The organism is uncultured Acidaminococcus sp. (genome assembly GCA_900538365.1).
GTDB lineage: Bacteria > Bacillota > Negativicutes > Acidaminococcales > Acidaminococcaceae > Acidaminococcus.
The window spans coordinates 21176-39039 of the sequence record UPXT01000018.1; the positions used below are offsets into that span (position 1 = coordinate 21176).

General features: G+C 49.5%; 22 protein-coding genes. 6 read left to right on the forward strand and 16 right to left on the reverse strand.

Annotated elements, in window-relative coordinates; translation table 11 throughout:
* Window positions 1-100: 100 nt before the first annotated feature.
* Genes QZQ08_RS05155 through QZQ08_RS05175 form a run of 5 tightly spaced genes read right to left on the reverse strand, consistent with a single transcriptional unit; the run spans window position 101 to window position 4334 of the window.
* Window positions 101-490, reverse strand: coding sequence for a hypothetical protein (locus QZQ08_RS05155; protein ID WP_296328887.1), 390 nt, complete (start codon window positions 488-490; stop codon window positions 101-103).
* A gap of 9 nt (window positions 491-499) precedes the next feature.
* On the reverse strand, window positions 500-2029 hold the full coding sequence (locus QZQ08_RS05160; protein WP_296328890.1) for a hypothetical protein: 1530 nt from the start codon (window positions 2027-2029) through the stop codon (window positions 500-502).
* A gap of 24 nt (window positions 2030-2053) precedes the next feature.
* Entirely contained in the window at window positions 2054-2686 is a 633-nt protein-coding gene (gene nth / locus QZQ08_RS05165; RefSeq protein ID WP_014128273.1) for an endonuclease III, read from the reverse strand.
* Window positions 2686-4044: a PFL family protein gene (locus QZQ08_RS05170; protein ID WP_366140906.1), complete on the reverse strand. Its 1359-nt coding sequence runs from the start codon at window positions 4042-4044 to the stop codon at window positions 2686-2688. The genes nth and QZQ08_RS05170 overlap by 1 nt, the downstream gene beginning before the upstream one ends.
* Window positions 4045-4064: 20 nt before the next feature.
* Window positions 4065-4334 carry an ACT domain-containing protein gene (locus QZQ08_RS05175; RefSeq protein ID WP_009016109.1) on the reverse strand — a complete coding sequence of 90 codons (270 nt, stop codon included), beginning with the start codon at window positions 4332-4334 and terminating at the stop codon, window positions 4065-4067.
* A 288-nt stretch (window positions 4335-4622) separates the two neighbouring features.
* On the opposite strand from QZQ08_RS05175, the gene QZQ08_RS05180 reads away from it, so the two are divergent.
* The 6 genes from QZQ08_RS05180 (at window position 4623) to QZQ08_RS05205 (ending at window position 9598) form a co-directional block, all read left to right on the forward strand.
* Entirely contained in the window at window positions 4623-5492 is an 870-nt protein-coding gene (locus tag QZQ08_RS05180) for a phosphoribosylaminoimidazolesuccinocarboxamide synthase (protein ID WP_296328904.1), read from the forward strand.
* A 243-nt stretch (window positions 5493-5735) separates the two neighbouring features.
* Window positions 5736-6176, forward strand: a complete 441-nt coding sequence (locus QZQ08_RS05185; protein WP_009015502.1) for a MarR family winged helix-turn-helix transcriptional regulator — start codon at window positions 5736-5738, stop codon at window positions 6174-6176.
* A 13-nt stretch (window positions 6177-6189) separates the two neighbouring features.
* Window positions 6190-6687, forward strand: coding sequence for a GNAT family N-acetyltransferase (locus tag QZQ08_RS05190; RefSeq protein WP_016459668.1), 498 nt, complete (start codon window positions 6190-6192; stop codon window positions 6685-6687).
* A 72-nt stretch (window positions 6688-6759) separates the two neighbouring features.
* A complete protein-coding gene (locus QZQ08_RS05195) occupies window positions 6760-7980 on the forward strand; it encodes an MFS transporter (protein WP_009015504.1) in 1221 nt (406 codons plus the stop codon).
* 234 nt (window positions 7981-8214) lie between these two features.
* On the forward strand, window positions 8215-9345 hold the full coding sequence (locus QZQ08_RS05200; RefSeq protein WP_045171810.1) for an MFS transporter: 1131 nt from the start codon (window positions 8215-8217) through the stop codon (window positions 9343-9345).
* A gap of 127 nt (window positions 9346-9472) precedes the next feature.
* Complete coding sequence (locus QZQ08_RS05205; protein ID WP_296328921.1) at window positions 9473-9598, forward strand: hypothetical protein; 126 nt, start codon at window positions 9473-9475, stop codon at window positions 9596-9598.
* Between the two features lie 34 nt (window positions 9599-9632).
* Here the strand turns inward: QZQ08_RS05205 and QZQ08_RS05210 are convergent, their stop codons facing one another.
* The 11 genes from QZQ08_RS05210 to QZQ08_RS05260 form a co-directional block, all read right to left on the reverse strand.
* Window positions 9633-9788, reverse strand: coding sequence for a hypothetical protein (locus QZQ08_RS05210; protein WP_014128266.1), 156 nt, complete (start codon window positions 9786-9788; stop codon window positions 9633-9635).
* The gene (locus QZQ08_RS05215; protein WP_307977548.1) at window positions 9785-10435 is read right to left on the reverse strand and encodes a radical SAM protein; all 651 of its coding nucleotides are present in this window, start codon (window positions 10433-10435) and stop codon (window positions 9785-9787) included. Before QZQ08_RS05215 ends, QZQ08_RS05210 begins: the two co-directional genes overlap by 4 nt.
* A gap of 64 nt (window positions 10436-10499) precedes the next feature.
* On the reverse strand, window positions 10500-10814 hold the full coding sequence (locus tag QZQ08_RS05220) for a helix-turn-helix transcriptional regulator (RefSeq protein ID WP_009015511.1): 315 nt from the start codon (window positions 10812-10814) through the stop codon (window positions 10500-10502).
* Between the two features lie 142 nt (window positions 10815-10956).
* Window positions 10957-13437, reverse strand: a complete 2481-nt coding sequence (locus tag QZQ08_RS05225; protein ID WP_296328927.1) for an ATP-binding cassette domain-containing protein — start codon at window positions 13435-13437, stop codon at window positions 10957-10959.
* A 44-nt stretch (window positions 13438-13481) separates the two neighbouring features.
* Window positions 13482-13997: a GNAT family N-acetyltransferase gene (locus QZQ08_RS05230; RefSeq protein ID WP_014128265.1), complete on the reverse strand. Its 516-nt coding sequence runs from the start codon at window positions 13995-13997 to the stop codon at window positions 13482-13484.
* Window positions 13998-14049: 52 nt separating this feature from the next.
* Complete coding sequence (locus tag QZQ08_RS05235; protein ID WP_014128264.1) at window positions 14050-15294, reverse strand: HD-GYP domain-containing protein; 1245 nt, start codon at window positions 15292-15294, stop codon at window positions 14050-14052.
* Complete coding sequence (locus tag QZQ08_RS05240; RefSeq protein ID WP_366140904.1) at window positions 15291-15788, reverse strand: low molecular weight protein-tyrosine-phosphatase; 498 nt, start codon at window positions 15786-15788, stop codon at window positions 15291-15293. The genes QZQ08_RS05235 and QZQ08_RS05240 overlap by 4 nt, the downstream gene beginning before the upstream one ends.
* 240 nt (window positions 15789-16028) lie before the next feature.
* Window positions 16029-16286, reverse strand: coding sequence for a hypothetical protein (locus QZQ08_RS05245; RefSeq protein ID WP_296328934.1), 258 nt, complete (start codon window positions 16284-16286; stop codon window positions 16029-16031).
* Window positions 16287-16337: 51 nt separating this feature from the next.
* Entirely contained in the window at window positions 16338-16877 is a 540-nt protein-coding gene (locus QZQ08_RS05250) for a hypothetical protein (RefSeq protein ID WP_296328936.1), read from the reverse strand.
* Window positions 16855-17061 (reverse strand): hypothetical protein, encoded by a 207-nt coding sequence (locus tag QZQ08_RS05255; RefSeq protein ID WP_296328939.1) that lies wholly within the window; start codon window positions 17059-17061, stop codon window positions 16855-16857. Before QZQ08_RS05255 ends, QZQ08_RS05250 begins: the two co-directional genes overlap by 23 nt.
* Before the next feature lie 188 nt (window positions 17062-17249).
* A partial coding sequence (locus QZQ08_RS05260; RefSeq protein WP_296328942.1) for a site-specific integrase occupies window positions 17250-17864 on the reverse strand: 615 nt, incomplete at its 5' end.

The window sequence follows — 17864 nt, forward strand, 5'->3', positions numbered from 1 at the left end:
GGCGCTTATGCCGCCCTCCTATTTTCAGCATAGACGCAAAAGGCGCCCTGAAGAAATGACACGTTCATTTCTTCAGGGCGCCTTTTTATAAGGGACCGCCTTAACGCAGTCCAATCAGCCGCAGAACAAAAAAAATGGCGGCAATGATGATGAAGTATCCCACAAAAGGAAGCATAAGGGAAAGAAAGACGGGGATAAGAAGGACCAAAAAGATGATGATGCCCACGGCAACAAGTCCCAGATGGCCCAAAAGGAAGTTCAGGACCCGCAAGCGGAAAGGTTTTGCTTCTTCCTGGGCCTGTTTCAGGTCATCCTGGTCCATCACGCGATATGTATCCGAATCGGGAACCTGATCGATGGTCACGCCTTCAAAAGCGTCCCGTTCATCTTCCGTCAGGACTTCAGCGGCAATATCGTCATTGGGCGTATGGCAATTGGGACATTCCGCCAAATGATCGGGATATTCCAAACCGCAATGAGAACAGATCATGGTTTCCTCCTACGATAAATTGCTGAACATCATCATATATCCCACTTCCGTCAGATAGCGGGGATCGGATGGTTCCAGGGAAAGGGCGCTGCGGATGGTCTGGTAGGCTTCGGCAATATGATGCTGCGGAAGGCCCAGGGATTCAGAGAAGAAAGGTTTCTTCTGGGCAGCCCGTTTTTCATTGATTTCAAGGAAGTTTTCAAAAATACCGGCGGCCCAGCGTTCCGGCCCAAGGGCAGAAAGGTTGGGATCCGTCTTCAAAAAATCCTGCCACAGCCGGCGAGCAAAATAAAACTCCGTAATGCCAAAACCCGCAGCGGCCATGATTTCCTTGACGGCCTGTTCCGACCGGTCCAGCGCGGGGGTCATGCGGGGCGGTTTATAGTCCTTGATGGCCGTCTTATAGGGAAACGCCACAGCGGCAGGATTATTTGACACAAGGGAAACAATCCTGCGGACAAAAAGAGGATTGGCCGCCATGAAGTCACTCCACGTAAGATCAGGGCCTTGGATCAGGAACCAATCCAGACATTGCTGCAGGATGGTATGAAGCTTATTTCTTGAAAGGGGGGACAGGCGGAAACTCTTTTCATAGTTCATGCACAAACTTTGGTTCTGGAAGATATTGCCCAAAATGACGTCCCCCAAGTCATGATGACTTGCCATTTCCGGGGTCATATTGACATAAAAGTGATCCCCCGTCATCAGGTCTTCTGCCAGGCAGCGCGTTTCATCAAGGACCTCACCGAGGACAAATAGACGCAGGCGGGCACGGCTCAGTTCATAGGCAAGGGTTTCGTAATGTGTGCCGCTGTGTTCGGCAAAAAATGAAATGGGGGTATCGGCCGTATCCATGGTCCGATAATTAAAAAGAAAGTAATCCCAGAAGCCTTTCCAGAAGTCCGTTTCTTCCGGTCCTTCAAGGTCCAGGCGGCCTTCGGCATGCCGGTAGAGCCGCATGGCGCGGTCAAGGTCCGGCGTAAAGCGGCTTGTCTGGAAGAACATGTTGATTTCTCCCATGATTTCCTCAAGTCCCACACCGGCATGCAGGAAGATGTTGCCTTCCGGGGGTGGGCCAACCCACGTTTCCCATTCCTCCTCCCCTTTTTGCAGCTGTCCGTGGCATGTCACAATGGCCACGGTCCCATCTTCATTTAAAAGGGTTTTCGCTGCAAGGTGCGGCGCCAGGACGCTCATGAGAACGCCGCGTTCCTTCATAAGGACAAAGAAACGCTCCAGTGTGTCAAGGAACGCCTTGATTGCGTCGTACGTCCCCATGAATTCAACAATATAGCGGCAGGCCCAAATCACGCAGCCTACAAGGATTTCCTCCGTTACATCCTGCATCTCCAACATATCATTTTCCAGATAGATGCAGAAGATGCTGAGATTGTCCCACTCTTTTTGAAGGGCCTTGTCATCCATGCTCTGCCAAGCACATTTGCGGATATAGGTTTCAACGTCATCCCGGGGTATGACCATGTTCCAGCCGTCGTCGTTCGTATAAAAATCGTTGATGTAATCGTAGACGTTATCCATTTGGGATTTCCTAACTGAAATTGATTATTCCATCACCCGTGAAGGACAAAGATCCAAAACGGGGCACTCGCTGCAGCGGGGGTTAGGGGCCTTGCAGACCTTACGGCCATGCCAGATGAGCCAGTGATGGGCCTCGCCCCACTTTTCCTTGGGAATCTGCTTTTGCAGGTCATGCTCAGTCTCCAGGGGATCTTTTCCAGCGGAAAGACCCAACCGATGGGAGACACGGAAAACATGAGTATCAACGGCAATGGCCGGTTTTCCAAAGGCCACACTCAGCATGACATCGGCAGTCTTGCGTCCTACACCGGGAAGACTCAAGAGGGCCTTCATCTCCTGAGGAATCTCGGAATGGAAGTCATCAATAAGTTTTCGGCACGTAGCAAGGATATTGCGTGCTTTGGAATGATAAAGGCCGCAGTCATGGATGAGGGCTTCCATTTGTTCAAGGGTCAGGGCGCCCAGCTTCTCCGGCGTATTGTACTTTGGAAAAAGGCGCTTTGTAACAATATTGACCCGTTCATCCGTGCACTGAGCAGAAAGGATGACCGCCACCAAGAGTTCAAAAGGGGTGGTATAATGCAGGGCCGTTCCCTGTCCTTTATAGGTTTCTTCAAGACGTTCCAAGATGAGCTTATTGCGTTCTTTCTTGCGCATCAGTTTGTCAGGCTCCTAACTGGGGCTGGAATGCGCCCACCGCGATGGATAAAGGTATCGGGCTTAAAGGTATTGACGGCAATGATAGGCGCATATCCTAACAGGCCGCCAAATTCAACTTTATCGCCCACGCTCTTGCCCGGTACGGGAATGACGCGAACAGCCGTGGTTTTATTATTGATCATGCCAATGGCCGATTCATCTGCAATGATGGCGGAAATGGTTTCTGCCGTCGTATCGCCAGGAATGGCAATCATGTCAAGACCGACGGAGCAGACACAGGTCATAGCTTCAAGTTTTTCAATAGTGAGGCACCCTTGTTCCACAGCATGGATCATGCCAGCATCTTCACTTACAGGAATGAAGGCACCGGACAGGCCGCCGACATAACTGGAAGCCATGAGACCGCCTTTTTTGACCGCATCGTTCAGCATGGCAAGGGCCGCTGTCGTGCCGGGAGCTCCGCAGCATTCCAGACCAATCTCCTCAAGGATGTGGGCCACACTGTCACCAACAGCCGGCGTTGGAGCAAGGGACAGGTCAATGATCCCGAATTGGGTTCCCAGCCGTTTGGCGGCTTCCTGGGCCACAAGCTGCCCGACGCGGGTAATCTTGAAGGCTGTTTTCTTGATGGTTTCGGCAACGACACCAATATCGGCCCCGCGGCAGCCTTCAAGAGCGTGTTTTACAACGCCAGGACCGGAGACACCAACGTTGATGACCGTTTCCGGTTCCGTAACGCCGTGGAAAGCGCCCGCCATAAAGGGATTATCTTGGACAGGGTTGCAGAAAACAACGAGCTTGGCACAGCCTAAGGCATCCTGATCACGGGTCAGAGCGGCCGTTTTTTTGACAACCTCCCCCATGCGGCGCACAGCATTCATGTTGATACCGGCCTTAGTGGACCCAACAGCTACGGAAGAGCAGACAATATCCGTCGTGGCAAGGGCTTCTGGGATGGAATCAATCAGGATGGAATCACCATGGGTGCAGCCTTTTTCCACAAGGGCGCTGAAGCCTCCAATGAAGTTGACGCCAACAGCCTTGGCCGCGTCGTCAAGGGCTTTGGCCAGCGGCACATAGGTATCGCTCCGGCAGGCTTCACCAACAAGGGAAATGGGCGTTACGGAAATGCGTTTATGAATGATGGGCACACCAAGCTCTGCTTCAAGGTTGGTCCCCACCTTGACCAGGTCCTTGGCGCAGCGTGTAATCTTATCATAGATCTTACGGGCGCAGACAGTTACATCAGGGTCGGCGCAGTCGCGCAGGCTGATGCCCATCGTAATGGTTCGGACGTCCAGGTTATTTTCCGTGATCATCCGGGTTGTTTCAAGGATATCGTTTGTGTTGTACAGCATGGAAACCTCCTCAGCAATCAGATCCGGTGCATAGCCGTAAAGATTTCTTCACTCTGGACGCGGATCTCAAGGCCCAGTTCTTTTCCTAAGGCAGCCGCTTTATCCTTTAGGTCTTCAACACAGATGGTGGCTTTGCTCATGTCACCGATCAGCACCATGTTGAAAAAATCATCCGTAATATTTTGATTGATATTGAGGATATTCACTTGATGTTTAGCCAACAGGTCACTGGCCCGAGCAATGATTCCCACTTTATCAATTCCCACAATCGTCATGACAATGCGCATGGTCTCCCATCCTTCCTTAACTAGAACTAAAATAGAGTTGTTCTTTTATTATACGATAGGAATGAAAACTCTTCAACGGATTCAGAACAATGTTTGAAATTCCTTCATACTTTTTTCGTCATCCAAGGAATCGTCTAAACGGGAAAAAGACAAGAAAATGTGTACGGTCATACAGGCTCCTCCTTGTTTCATTCTTTACAAACATTTTATAAAAAAATAAAGATATCATTCGACAAATATAGTTCCTTGTGCTATGATAAGGATACCAAAATATAAGGAGGATGTATCATGCAGGAATATAAACCCTTTAAGTCCGGTAAAGTCCGCGAAATCTACGACATTGGTGACAGCCTTATCATGGTGGCTTCCGATCGCATTTCCGCTTTCGACCACATCTTGAAAAACACCATCACCGATAAAGGGGCCGTCCTGACCCGCCTTTCCAAATTCTGGTTTGAATTCACCAAAGATGTCATTCCGAACCATATGCTCTCTGTGGATCCAGCGGACATGCCGGAATTCTTCCGCACACCGGAATTTGCTGGCAAAAGCATGAAATGCCGGAAGCTGAACATGATTCCTGTAGAATGCATCGTCCGTGGTTATATTACTGGCTCCGGCTGGGAATCCTATCAAAAAAATGGGACTGTCTGCGGTATCACCCTGCCGGCAGGCCTTAAGGAATCCCAGAAACTGGCTGAACCGATCTTCACGCCGAGCACCAAGGCAGAACTGGGCGATCATGATGAAAACATCTCCGAAGCCCAATGTGTGGACTACCTTGAAAAACGCTTCCCCGGCAAAGGGGCTCAATACACTAAAGCCATCAAAGAAGCGACCATTGCCCTTTATAAAAAATGTGCTGATTATGCTTACACGAAGGGCATCATCATTGCCGACACCAAATTTGAATTTGGCCTTGATGAAAATGGCCGGCTCGTCCTTGGCGATGAAATGCTGACACCGGACAGTTCCCGCTTCTGGCCGCTTGCTGGCTACGAAGTTGGAAAGAGCCAGCCCAGCTACGACAAACAGTATGTCCGTGACTGGCTGAAGGCCAATCCTGACAGCAACTATCTCCTGCCCCAGGATGTCATTGATAAGACCATTGAAAAGTATAAAGAAGCCTACGAAAAGATTACGGGTGAAACATTCTAATAAGAAAACTAACGGCACCGCTTGGCGGTGCCGTTTTTTTTAGGAAAAAGCAGCGAAAGCTGTTCCTGAATAAGCTGAATGGATCCTGATTATGGCAAAAAGGATGAGGGGCCTGGAAGAACCCTAAAAACGGTCCCTTTCCCACCTGTATGGCGCTTCGGCAGTCCTTTTTTTCATCTTGACAAGGCGGATTCTTTCGTTTATCCTATATTTAGTTGAAAGTTCAACTATTAAGGAGGAACCATGAACCTGACCAATGAACTGCTTCGCCATTTGGGCACCATCAGCCGCGTCATCCATTCCCTGATGGATATGAAGTTCCAATCCTATGGACTCAAACGCGGCCAATTTATCTTTTTGACCCGCATCTGTGAAACGCCTGGCCTCTGTCAGACAGACCTGACTGAGCTCGTCAGCGTAGACAAGGGGACAACGGCCAAGGCGGTAAAAAAGCTTGAGGACGCACATCTCATCAGCCGCCGAAAGATAAAGACGGACAAACGGATGTGGCATCTTTATCCAACGGATATCGGAAAGAAACTTTATGAAAAATTGATTGAAGAGGAAAATCGCCAGATTGCAGTGGGTCTTGCGGGGTTTTCCCAGGAAGAGGTCCGGACCCTGCTGGATCTCATGCAGAAACTGAGGACCAATATCCAGATTGATTGGAAAAATCATGAATAAGGAGGCTGGCAGCATGAAACTGGTAAAAGCAGAAAGAACAGATGCCATTCGCATCATGGAAATCATCAACGAGGCCAAGGCTTTTCTAAGGAGTCAGGGCGTCAATCAATGGCAGACGGGATATCCGGCCATGGCGGATATCAACAAGGATTTATCAGACGGCATCGGCTATGTGCTCAAGGATCAGGGACGGATTGTCGGCTATGCCGGCATCGATGCCCGCGGCGAGGCTGCCTATGACACGCTTCAGGGTCACTGGCTCAATGACGAGCCTTATCTTGTCATCCATCGGATGGCTGTCGACTGCACCATCCGCGGCAAGGGCCTTTCCCAGGAAATGTTCAAGGCCTGTGAAAACTTAGCCAGGCGTGAAGGGATTCAAAACATCCGTGTCGATACGGATGAGGACAACAAAATCATGCGCCACATCCTCGAAAAGATGGGGTTCGTCTATACGGGAACAATTTGGTTTGATAATAGCACAAAGATTGCCTTCCAAAAGGTTCTCTGATCATTTAGAGGAAGCTTTTCATCCAAGTTTTCCCCTTTATCCTATCTGACTGCGTCTAAACGGAGGTTTTCTATGCAGGCACCCAGTCACCCCGCTTCGGGGCCCTCTCTATTTTTCTGCGGGTTATCCGCCGTCCTCCTTTATGGCATCAGCGGCGGCATCCGCAGCGATATTGGAATCCTTCTGGAGCCACTCAGGGAAGCTACAGGCCTTTCTTATGGGGGCCTGAGTTTTGCCATTGCGGTCCTGCAGCTTTCCTTTGGTCTTTCGCAGCCTTTTTGGGGGCTCCTTGCAGCTAGGCGTTCCCACCGTTTCGTCCTTCTTAGCGGCGTGGGGCTTTTCCTTCTAGGGTTACTGGGGCTGTCCCTCTTCCGCTCCCTTTGGGGCCTTGTGCTCACCCTTGGTCTATGTCTAGGCTGCGGCGCTGGAGCAATCTCATTTGGTCTGCTTCTTGAAACCGTCATTTTCGCCGTAGGACCTCAAAAAGGGGCCCTCATTTCGGGCTTTATCAATGCTGCAGCCGGCCTGGGCTCAACCTTTTTTTCCCCGCTTCTTTCCAGGCTTTCCCTTGTAGGCGGAATCCCGACGGTCTCTGTTGTGCTCAGTCTGATCATGATTGGAACCCTTCCCTTTCTTTTTTATTTGACGCAGCCCCTAAAAAGAATGGTTCTTCAGGAAAAAGGTCCTGTTCCCGAAGCTTCTTTTGGCCTCCTCCTTCAAGGAGCCCTAAAGCGGCCGGAATTTCGATATCTATTGGGAGCATTTACTACTTGCGGCTTTCATATGGCGCTGATTGAAGCCCATCTTTTCTCACAGCTGCTCTCCTATGGTCTTCAAAGGCCACGCGCCGCCCACGCCTTTGCAGCCTATGGTCTGTCAACAGTCATTGGTGCGCTGATTTCCGGATATTTGTCCGGCCATGTTTCCAAAAACCGTCTTCTGACCATTTACTATGGCTTCCGTGCGGGTTTGACAGCCATATATCTCTTTTTCCTGCCAAAAACTTTCCTGTCGGCCCTTTTCTTTTGCATAGGTCTCGGCATGTCCGGCGGGGCCACAGTTACGCCGACGTCAGGAATCGTCACGGAGCGTTTTCCTCTTGCCCAATCGGCAGCACTTGTGGGACTCCTTTTTTTAGGGCATCAGCTAGGCGCCTTTCTCAGTGCATTTTTGGGCGGCATGACCGTGGCTGCAACAGGAAGCTATCAAGGCATCTGGGGAATCGATATCGTGTTTTGTCTTCTGGCGTCCTATCTAAGTGCCAAGATTTTGCCTCATCAACAAGGGAAATAGATTGGATCCAATTGTAAATCATAAATCAAAAAGGTCCCATATGGGGCCTCTTTTTTATGCACTCCCAAATAGAGCATTTCTCATAGAATAAAATAGAAGTTTTCCCGTCCCCTACGCGCCCAAAATCTTGACAAGCTCTTTCCATGCAGTACAATAAGACAGGATTACAACGTATTTTCTGATTCATAAGGAGGATTTCATTTGTCAAAAGATCGTTTATGGACACCTCAATTCATGACTATGGGGGGAGGGAATTTCTTTTATTTTCTATCCCAATATCTGCTGGTTGCGGCCATGCCGTTATACATCCTGGAAGAACTTCATGGAAACGAAAGGGACGCGGGCCTTGCCATGACGTATTTTCAGCTGGGGACCGTTTTATGCCGTCCGTTTGCAGGAAAGATCATTGATTCCTTGAACAAACACAGGCTGCTCGTGGCGGGATCATGTGCGTTCCTTCTCATCATGACGGCCTTTTTCTTTTTACGAACCTTGCCGGCCGTCTTTGGACTGCGCTTCTTGCACGGTGCTATTTTTGGCGTCACATCGACGGCGGCTGCTGCCGTAGCAGCTCTTGTCCTGCCGCTTTCACGCAAAGGGGAAGGCATCGGTTACTTTGCCCTTTCAACCAATCTTGCCATGGTTGTAGGCCCCCTCGTTGGACTTCTTCTCATGCAGTATTGGGGACCATCCGCGGTCTTTTTCTTTTTGATCCTCGGGGCTCTCTTTACGCTGATTGCTATGATCTGCAACGCGCTGCCGTCCTCTGTGACCCGTCCCAGTGCCTCCTTCCGCTCTTTTTCAGTAACAGATCTCATTGAACCCCGCTCCGTCATCCCTTCTTTATTTGGGGGCTTGGTCTTTTTTTCCTATGGCGGTATGCTCACCTTTATCCCGCTTTATGCCAGAAGCCTTGGACTGGCTTCTGTAACAAGTCTCTTTTTTGTTGTCTTTGCCCTCATCATCATCGTCACACGGCCGGTCATTGGACATCTTTTTGATACAAAGGGCCCGGATTATATCGTTTATCCGGGGTTCATCGTCTTTCTTCTGGGATTCATCCTTTTTGCATCCATTTCAAGTCTCACGGGGCTGCTGCTTTCAGGAGCCGTGCTGGGACTTGGTTTTGGGGCCCTCTCACCGGCTTTTCAGACCCTTGCCGTGACCATGGCACCGCCCTCCCGGGCCGGGGTCGCCACAGCCACTTATTTTTGGGCTCTTGACATCAGTGTCGGCCTAGCGGCCTATTTACTGGGACTTGCGGCGGCTGAATGGGGCTATGCCATGATGTATGGTGTCATTTGTCCTGCCGTACTTGTCGGGGCTGCTGTCTTGTATCTTGTCTGGAGACGCAGGGAAAACTGATGAAAGAACCCGAAATAAGCTCATTTTTCCACCTTTATGCATCGCTTTCTACCCTATCATGAATCTATGACAAAGGCCCAACAGCCAATATTGGCTGTTGGGCCTTTGCTCAAAAGAGAGAAAAACCATGACGAAACTTTTCCAAATTGCCTTGCCAAGGCGGGATGGCTTCTGCCGTCTGGAAGCAGAAAATCTCAAATGGCAGACAGGGATTCACGGGCCTGACGCAGACCCGCTTCCCCATAGCAGATAAAGATGGCGTCAAGCTGGGCAATCATCTTATCCTTTTATTCAGGAATCCTCCCATAGATAGGGGTGATGATGGAGGCATTTGTTGCGTCAATCAGCGTCGGATTCTTAAGACGTGTCAGGAATTCCTTCAGTTCCAAAACGCGTTCTTCTTCTGTTGCCTCCTTGAATACACCGCTTCTCACGTCCTTCATGAGCGGCGTATCGGGGAATAGGGTGAGTCCTGCAATAAGGATCCTGTCAGGGTGCAGCTGATTGAGGATGTCAGCACTCTTTTGGGCGTGTCCGAGACCGTAGCCGCGCCCCCCAATCCGCTGAAGAAAATCACTTCATATGGAAGGCCCGCTTCGATGATTTCTTCCGATGTGCAGCCCTTATTGACAAAGGAAAGGACTTCATCGTCCCCGCTCTCGATACCGATCATGATTTCATCAAGTCCATGGGCCTTGATTTTGCAAATCTCTTCGACGCTTTTGTGCTTAAAATCAGAAATGATGGCATACGTGGAAATCCGTGCCTTCGGGTAATAGGTCCGCATGAGATCCCAGACAGCAATCTGCTTTTCCGTGCTGAGAGCAAAGGAATCACCGCCGGACGCCCAGATTTTTCTTGCATCAGGCCATTTCTCCTTTGCTTCTTTGAGATCGGCCTCAATTTGGGATAAAGGCGCCACCATAAAGGGTGTATCGTGATAGAAATTGCAAAACGTACGGGCATTATGCGTTGAGCCTGCTGTGACTTCGATAAAAGGACTGTCCGCATCTATTGGCCGGCGAATGACAGGGCCATGAAAATGCCTAAAAGTGTCTCCTTTTAAATCTATATATCGCTTATTTTCGATATATTAGGGTAAAAAATAAACTGCCTGCGAGGACAGTTTACATGGTCTTGCTCTTTTCCCTCCTTTATAGTTCTGTCTTGATAAACTCGGCTAAGGCTTGGATATTCGCTTCATTTCTTCGGTAATAGGTCCACTTTCCAAAACGGGCAGACTCCAAAAGGCCTGAACGCTGCATCAGATCGAGGTAATGGGAAACAGTCGATTGGGAAATGCCCAGCTTTTCTTGGATGCTTCCAACACAGACAGCGTTCTCGAAGCTGTCCCCTTCGGGGATATGAAGACCCTGAGGAGGAAAATAGGCAGAGGGGTCTTTCAGCCAGGTGAGGATCTGGAGCCGTATGGGATTGGAAAGGGCTTTAAAAAGTTCTACCTGATTCATGGTTTTATGATATCTATAATTTTCGATTTATCAATACATTTTTGACACAAGAATCAGGTCGGGCCTTTGATCCTTTCTCCTTTCTAAAAAAGCAGTTCCCCTAAAGCCATAAGGACTTCGTGGAAACTGCTTTGCTCTTTCTTTAGATGTACTTTCCTGTTTTACTTTCCTTGCATTGGGCCACTTCTCCCGGCGTACCGCACGTAACGATGGTGCCGCCTTCTGCCCCACCGCCGGGACCCATGTCAATGAGATAGTCGGCATTGCGGATGACGTCGAGGTCATGCTCAATAACAACAACGGTCGCTCCTTGCGAAACAAGCTCATCAAAGACGTGAAGGAGTGTCTCCGTATCAAGGGGATGAAGGCCGATGGTCGGTTCATCAAAGACAAAGATTGTATCTTCCTGCCCCTTCCCCATGTCGCTGGCAAGTTTCAGCCGCTGCGCTTCACCGCCGGAAAGGCGGGGCGTTGCTTCTTTCAGCGTCAGATACCCCAGGCCCAAGTCTTTCAGGATGCGCAGTTTTTCCGAGACCTTCTTGAGCCCCTTGGCAGCCTCAAGGGCATCATCGATATCCATAGCCATGAGTTCCGGCAAGGAATATGCCGCGTTGCTTTTCTGCATCTTCTTTTTCACAAGGTCCGCTTCTTTTCGGTACCTCGTTCCATGACACTCCGGACAGGTAATGATCACATCAGGCAGGAACTGGACGTCAAGGTTGATTTCCCCCGTGCCATCGCAGAGCGGGCAGCGCAGGCTCCCCGTATTATAGGAAAAGTCCCCTGCTTTAAGGCCCTGTGCCTTTGCCTCCGGCAGGCGGCCGTAGACTTTGCGCAGTTCATCATGGACATCGGCGTACGTTGCCACCGTAGAGCGGACATTGATTCCTATGGGCGATGCGTCGATGAGTTTAATCCCGTGAATGCCTGACGCGTCAAGACGTGTCACATGGGGCGGAAGTGCCTCCCCTTTCGTTTGGGCAAGGACGGCCGGGATAAGACTTTCAAGAACCATGGTTGTCTTGCCTGAGCCGGAAACACCGGTGACCACCGTAAGACGGCCTTTGGGAAAGGTCACACTGAGGGGTTTTACGGTATGGATTCCACTTGTTTCCATATGGATGGTGCCCTTTTCAAAAAGTGCTTTTTTCCCGCAGGCATCACGGACTAAGTGGTGACCGCCTTTTTGAAGGAAAGGGCCGATCTTTGAAGTGTGACGCTTTGCCGTATCAGCCACAGTCCCCGTTCCGATGACGCGACCTCCTTTGGAGCCGGCGCCGGGCCCCATTTCAATGAGCCAATCACACGTAGACAGGACCTGCGTATCATGGTCTACAAGAACGATGGAGTTTCCGTCGCGGATAAGGTCCTGCATGACACCCATGAGGCCTTTGAGATTCTCCGGATGAAGACCAATGGATGGCTCATCAAGGATATAGAGGACACCCGTCGTTCGGTTCCGTACAGCCCGAGCCAGCTGCATCCGCTGCCTCTCTCCGTTTGATAAGGTCGCAGCTTCCCGGTCCAAGGTCAAATAAGAAAGGCCCAGATCCATAAGACGCTTGGCGTTTTCGAGAAAAGCATCGCAAATGCTTTGGGCCATGGGGCGCATGGTTTCAGGAAGACTTTCGGGAACTCCTTTGACCCACAAGACGAGGTCCTTCAAGGTCATATGCGTCGCGTCGGCAAGGGAGATCCCGCGCACTTTCGGGGCCCGCGCCTTTTCGGAAAGACGGGTGCCATGGCACTCCGGGCAGGTTTCCTGGGTCAGGAAGCGTTCGACTTTCTTCATGCCCTTTTCGTCCTTTACTTTGGCAAGCGCATTTTCGACGGTATAGATGGCATTATAGTACGTGAAGTCAAGTTCACCGGCAACGTTCGTACTTTTAGCCTTGTAAAAGATATGTTTCTTCACGGCAGGACCATGATAGACGATGTCCTTTTCCTTTGCTGTAAGATCCTTAAAGGGAACATCGGTCCGCACGCCCATGGCGCGGGCAACCTCCTTCATCAGGGACCACATCAGGGTCTGCCAAGGAAGGACGGCCCCTTCATCAATGGTTAAGGTCTCGTCAGGGACGAGGGCATCCACATTGACGGTCTTGACCTTTCCCGTCCCCTCACAGCGCGGGCAGGCGCCTTGGCTGTTGAAAGACAGTTCTTCTGCAGAGGGAGCGTAAAAATGGGCTCCGCAGGTCGGGCAGATAAGTTCTTTTTCCGCCGCGACGGCAAGGGACGGTGGGACCTCATGACCCTTTGGGCAGCGGTGCACCGCAAGACGGGAAAAAAGGAGACGCAGACTACTAAGAAGCTCCGTTCCTGTCCCAAAGGTACTGCGCATGCCAGGAACACTGGGACGCTGGTGCATGGCAAGGGCAGCCGGAACGTAAAGGACTTCATCCACGTCCGCCTTGGGGGAAAAGCTCATGCGCCGCCTTGTGTACGTCGACAGGGAATCGAGGTAGCGCCGGGACCCTTCCGCATAGAGGACGCCTAAGGCAAGGGATGATTTGCCCGATCCCGACACACCGGCAATGCCGACAATTTTTCCAAGAGGAATATCGACATCAATATTTTTAAGATTATGGACCCGCGCACCGCGGACCTTGATGGCTTCTTTCATGATTCCATCCCTTTTCTTTCCAGTCTCATTTTCTGCTCTGTTTCCTAAAGGCCAAACGCCCTGTCGTAGACAATGGTCCCTGCAAGCGGAGCCGCATCAGGAATGAGCTTTATGGCCATAAAATATTCTTTAGGAAAAGCTGCTGGCGGCGTAATTCCCCATTTTTCTGCCGCTTCATAACCCAACCGGCCATAAAATGCAGGATCCCCCAAAACGGCTGCATAAGCAAATCCCGCCTTTGCGGCAAGCGTATGACCTTTTTTTACAAGAGCGGTCCCAATCCCGCTTTTTTGAAAACAAGGCTTCACAGCAAGGGGCGCCAAGGCAAGGATGGTTTCTTGGGATACCCTTGCTTTTGTAAAAAGGATAAACCCTGCGGGCTTAGCTTCCCGTTCAGCCATAAGGGCTAAGTCTGGGAGAAAGGCAGGCCCTTGCCGCAGCCGGGCCACAAGCGCGGCTTCCGTCCCATCCGAATAAGAAGCCGTGGCAAAAGCCTGCTTTACTAGGTCCTCAATAGCAGTCCAGTCTTGTTCCTGTACCTTTCGAATCAGATCCATCATCAATCCTCCCTACCTTGTTGGAGTATCTTTCTGCTCCCTGCCTTTTATTTCATTAGGAAGGAAGCCTAGTCGGCTCAAAAAAGGCGTCGAGATCCCTCACGATGGCGCCGTCAATTTTTCCTTTACAGGCTAGTTCCCTCATGATGGCAATGGTCTTTTCATGTGAGAATCCCTCTTTATACGGCCTTTTTTCCGTCAGGGCCTGATAAATATCGAGACAGGCCATGAGGCGGTCTTCAAAGGAAAGTTCCTTGCTGCAAAGGCCCTTTACGTAACCGCTTCCATCCAGTTTCTCATGATGGAAAGAGGCCCAGTCCCGGATATCTTCAAACCCAGGGATTTCATCAAGGACTTCATAGGTCCAGCGGACATGGTTCTTCATGATTTGGAACTCTTCTGCAGTCAACGGCCCTGCTTTTTCAAGGATGGAAGAAGGCACCTGCAATTTTCCATAATCATGGAGGCTCGCCGCCAGAAGAAAACGTTCCTGCTTTTCTTCATTCCATCCATATTTTTGGGCCATGGCAAGGGCCTTCATGGCAATTCCGTGAGAATGGTCCTTCGTAAAGGAGGACTTATTATCGACAATCCGCTCAAAAAACCGGGTGATGGTAAGCATATCTTTTAGGCTGTACTCACAGGCATGGCTTGGTACGACCGATTTGAGGAGCCTATTTAGAGGAATCTCCTGGAGTTTTTGTACAGCCTCATAGGTCAGGTTCTTTTCAAGAAGGACCAAGGCATCATGGGAAAATTCGATATGTTCGAGCCCAAGCAGATCACGGACCATCTCCCTAAATCCGCTTTCCGACAGGGACAATAAATCGTAACGGATATCCATGCGGTCAGCAAGGTAGAGCACTTGGGCTCGCTTGTCAATGGCATCTTCCCTAAGCCCCATGGGGCCTGTTCCATTGGCCCATTCGTGGTGCATCATGACAACCCCTTTGATTTGGGAATAAAAAGGCATATCCTGCAAAAGGTCCTTCCCTTTTTGGGCATGGATACTGGCGTCATCTACAACCCGACCATTGGAAAAAGTGCCGCTGAAGGGTTTCCTATTTCGGGCAGCATCCCGCATTTCCCGAATGGTCTCTACAGACCCGCAGTCATGGAGCAAAGCAGCAAGGACAAAGGCCAGCCGCTCATCAGGGGACCACGGAAGGCTGCGCGTCATCAGGTAGGACAGATAGGCAACTCGCTTACCATGCCCGACCGTGGCGCCGACAAGGTCATGTTCCTCCCGGTCAAGGGCCTCAATCATGGGTAGGAAAAAATAGAGAGGATCAAGTTTCACAATAAGTCCTTTCTGTCAGCTGAGAGGGCATTTTTTTGAAGAAATGACCAAAGAGCCCTGCAGCCAGCCACAATATCACGATAGCTTGCTTCAAAGTCCCGGGTATACCAAGGATCGGCTACATCCCGGGGATGATCCGTATAATCAAGGAGCAGCGATAGTTTATGGTCCCTATCCCCACCACAGATGCGCCGCATGTCATGGAGGTTTTCCGCGTCCATGCCGATGAGATGATCATAGAAAGCATAATCAGCCCGCGTCAACAGGACTGCCCGCTTTCCTACAGGGTCAATGCCATGACGCAGAAGTGTCTCCCGAGCCGGCGGATAGACAGGATTTCCTACACCGCCAGCAATTTCGTCCGTTGTCGTTGCCGCGGAAGCAATGAGGAAATCTGCCTCCTGACCGGCCTTTTTGGCTATATCCCTAAAAACAAACTCCGCAACGGGGCTTCTACAAATATTGCCATGGCAAATAAAAAGTACTTTCACCAAAGACACGAACTCCTCTCTATGCCAGGTTGTGCCAAAATAGGCCGAATTAATGCCGGTTCCCGGATTTTGCCAGTCCATGCAGGGAAGATAAGAAATGGCATAACCTGGCACAACTTTTCCCCTCTAAGTAGTAAAAGTAGTAGTATTTTGGGCGATTCCTACTAAGCAAACCATACCTTCTGCAAATCATGGACCTTAGAAAGTATAAATTATTTTCTTTATTTTTCCTTCTAGAAATTTTTAATACCACGCAACTTCCCTCTTTTTGGGGTACAGATTTTCCTCAAAAAACGAATGTACAGTTAAAACTGCATGCCACAGCGATGATTGATAACCAGAGCCATCCCTTTTCAGTATATGCACATCTCCAGTATTTCTGTCAATTAAAATACGTCCATAAGAACAGACCTCTTCCCCAACAGTAACGTATTTATAAATGGCAGTGCTATCCGTTATTTCTTCAAGCAGGAGCTCTATCGTTTTTTCTTCTCTCCTCATAGATTCTTAAAATCAAGAGCCTTTCTTAACGTTTCTTTTTCATTGTTTTTTCTACTTATCCATTAATTTCTTAATAAATGCTTCCATTTGCTCCTTATCAGGTGGGTCATCTTCTGGAGAAGAATCGCCATCGTCCGGATTCTCCTCCCGTACTTCTGCTTCATACAGGCCTGCCTTTTTCAGTACATCAACGACATCATAAACGCTGCGGCCCTGATCGTCTTCATACCGTTCAGCTACGCCAGGATTTTTCCACGAAAAAACATCATCGGCAAATGTCAGGTCTTTTCTTTCGGGAACACCTGCCAGAAGAAAAACTTTCTTCCATGGATCCATATCTTCATACACATGCACCAGCATTTCGTTATACTGATATTTCCCTATTTCCGAATCTTTTGTACCAAAGCCAAAAGCGGACAGGCCATCATTGATCAAAACTTCTCCAAAAGTATCCAGGATTTCCATCCCCTCTTCTGAATCAATGCCATCCAGATAGTAAACCATCCTGTGCTGAGATTTCAGGATGCCCGGATTATTTCCTTCCGGTTCTTTTTCAACTTTTTCCTGATCAAGATTCAAAGGCACTTCCATAAAGAAAAAAAATATCTGCTTTTTGATTTAAAGCCAGATAATTTTCCATAACCGTACGAATATGTTCAGCGCTGACCTGCGCATCCAGTCTCCCGTCACCTTCTATAAAGCCTTCTTCCAGCGGCGTTGTTACGTTTTCAGGATTATAGAAATGATTTCCTTTTACAAAAGTGAATTTTCCCATATTCCGGCCTCCTGTCTTTAGCCTGCCTTATTTCCATGCATTTTCATTATAGCATATGACATGAGTAAAAAAGGCGACAGAAAGCTGATTCATTAATCATCCGGATGGGCTGGCTCATACCGAAATACGTAAACATCCGGACAGCAAAAAGGCCCGCAGCAATTTTGACTGCGGGCCTTTCTTTTTCCCTACGCCTTATTCGGAAACCGGATCACCTTCGGCTGGATCTCTCCCACCTTTTCCAGTTCTTCCCTTACGCTTTCCATCTCCTTCTGCTGCCGGGCCTGGATCAGTTCCACTTCCTTTTGGGCATCATCGAACTTGATATGGGTGTACACATTGAGGGTGATGGAAATGTCGCTGTGGCCCATCAGGTACTGGAGGGTCTTGGCACTGACCCCGGACAGAGCCATATTGGTGCAGTAGGTGTGGCGGCAGACATGAGGTGTAACTTTTGGAAGCTGATATTTATAGATGCGGTTGTATTTATTCACGATTTGCTTAAAATAATGTTCCCAATGCAAGGCTACCATTGGATTCCCATTTTTATCATAAAAGAGAAATTTACCAACGCCATCGATGATGGGTTCTACCTTCGGAGGTCTTCTGCGCTGCAGGATGGTCACAAAGCATTGGTAAACCTCATCCGTCATGGGCAGCAGCCTGGCTCCGGCCTTGGTTTTTGTAGAAAGGATATAGTACTTCCTCTCGTTCCCTTTCTGGAGCTGCTTGTCCACGTTGATTGTTCTTTTTTGGTTCTTCACGGAAATTTGTGGGGTCATGGACAAATAAATATTGAAAAA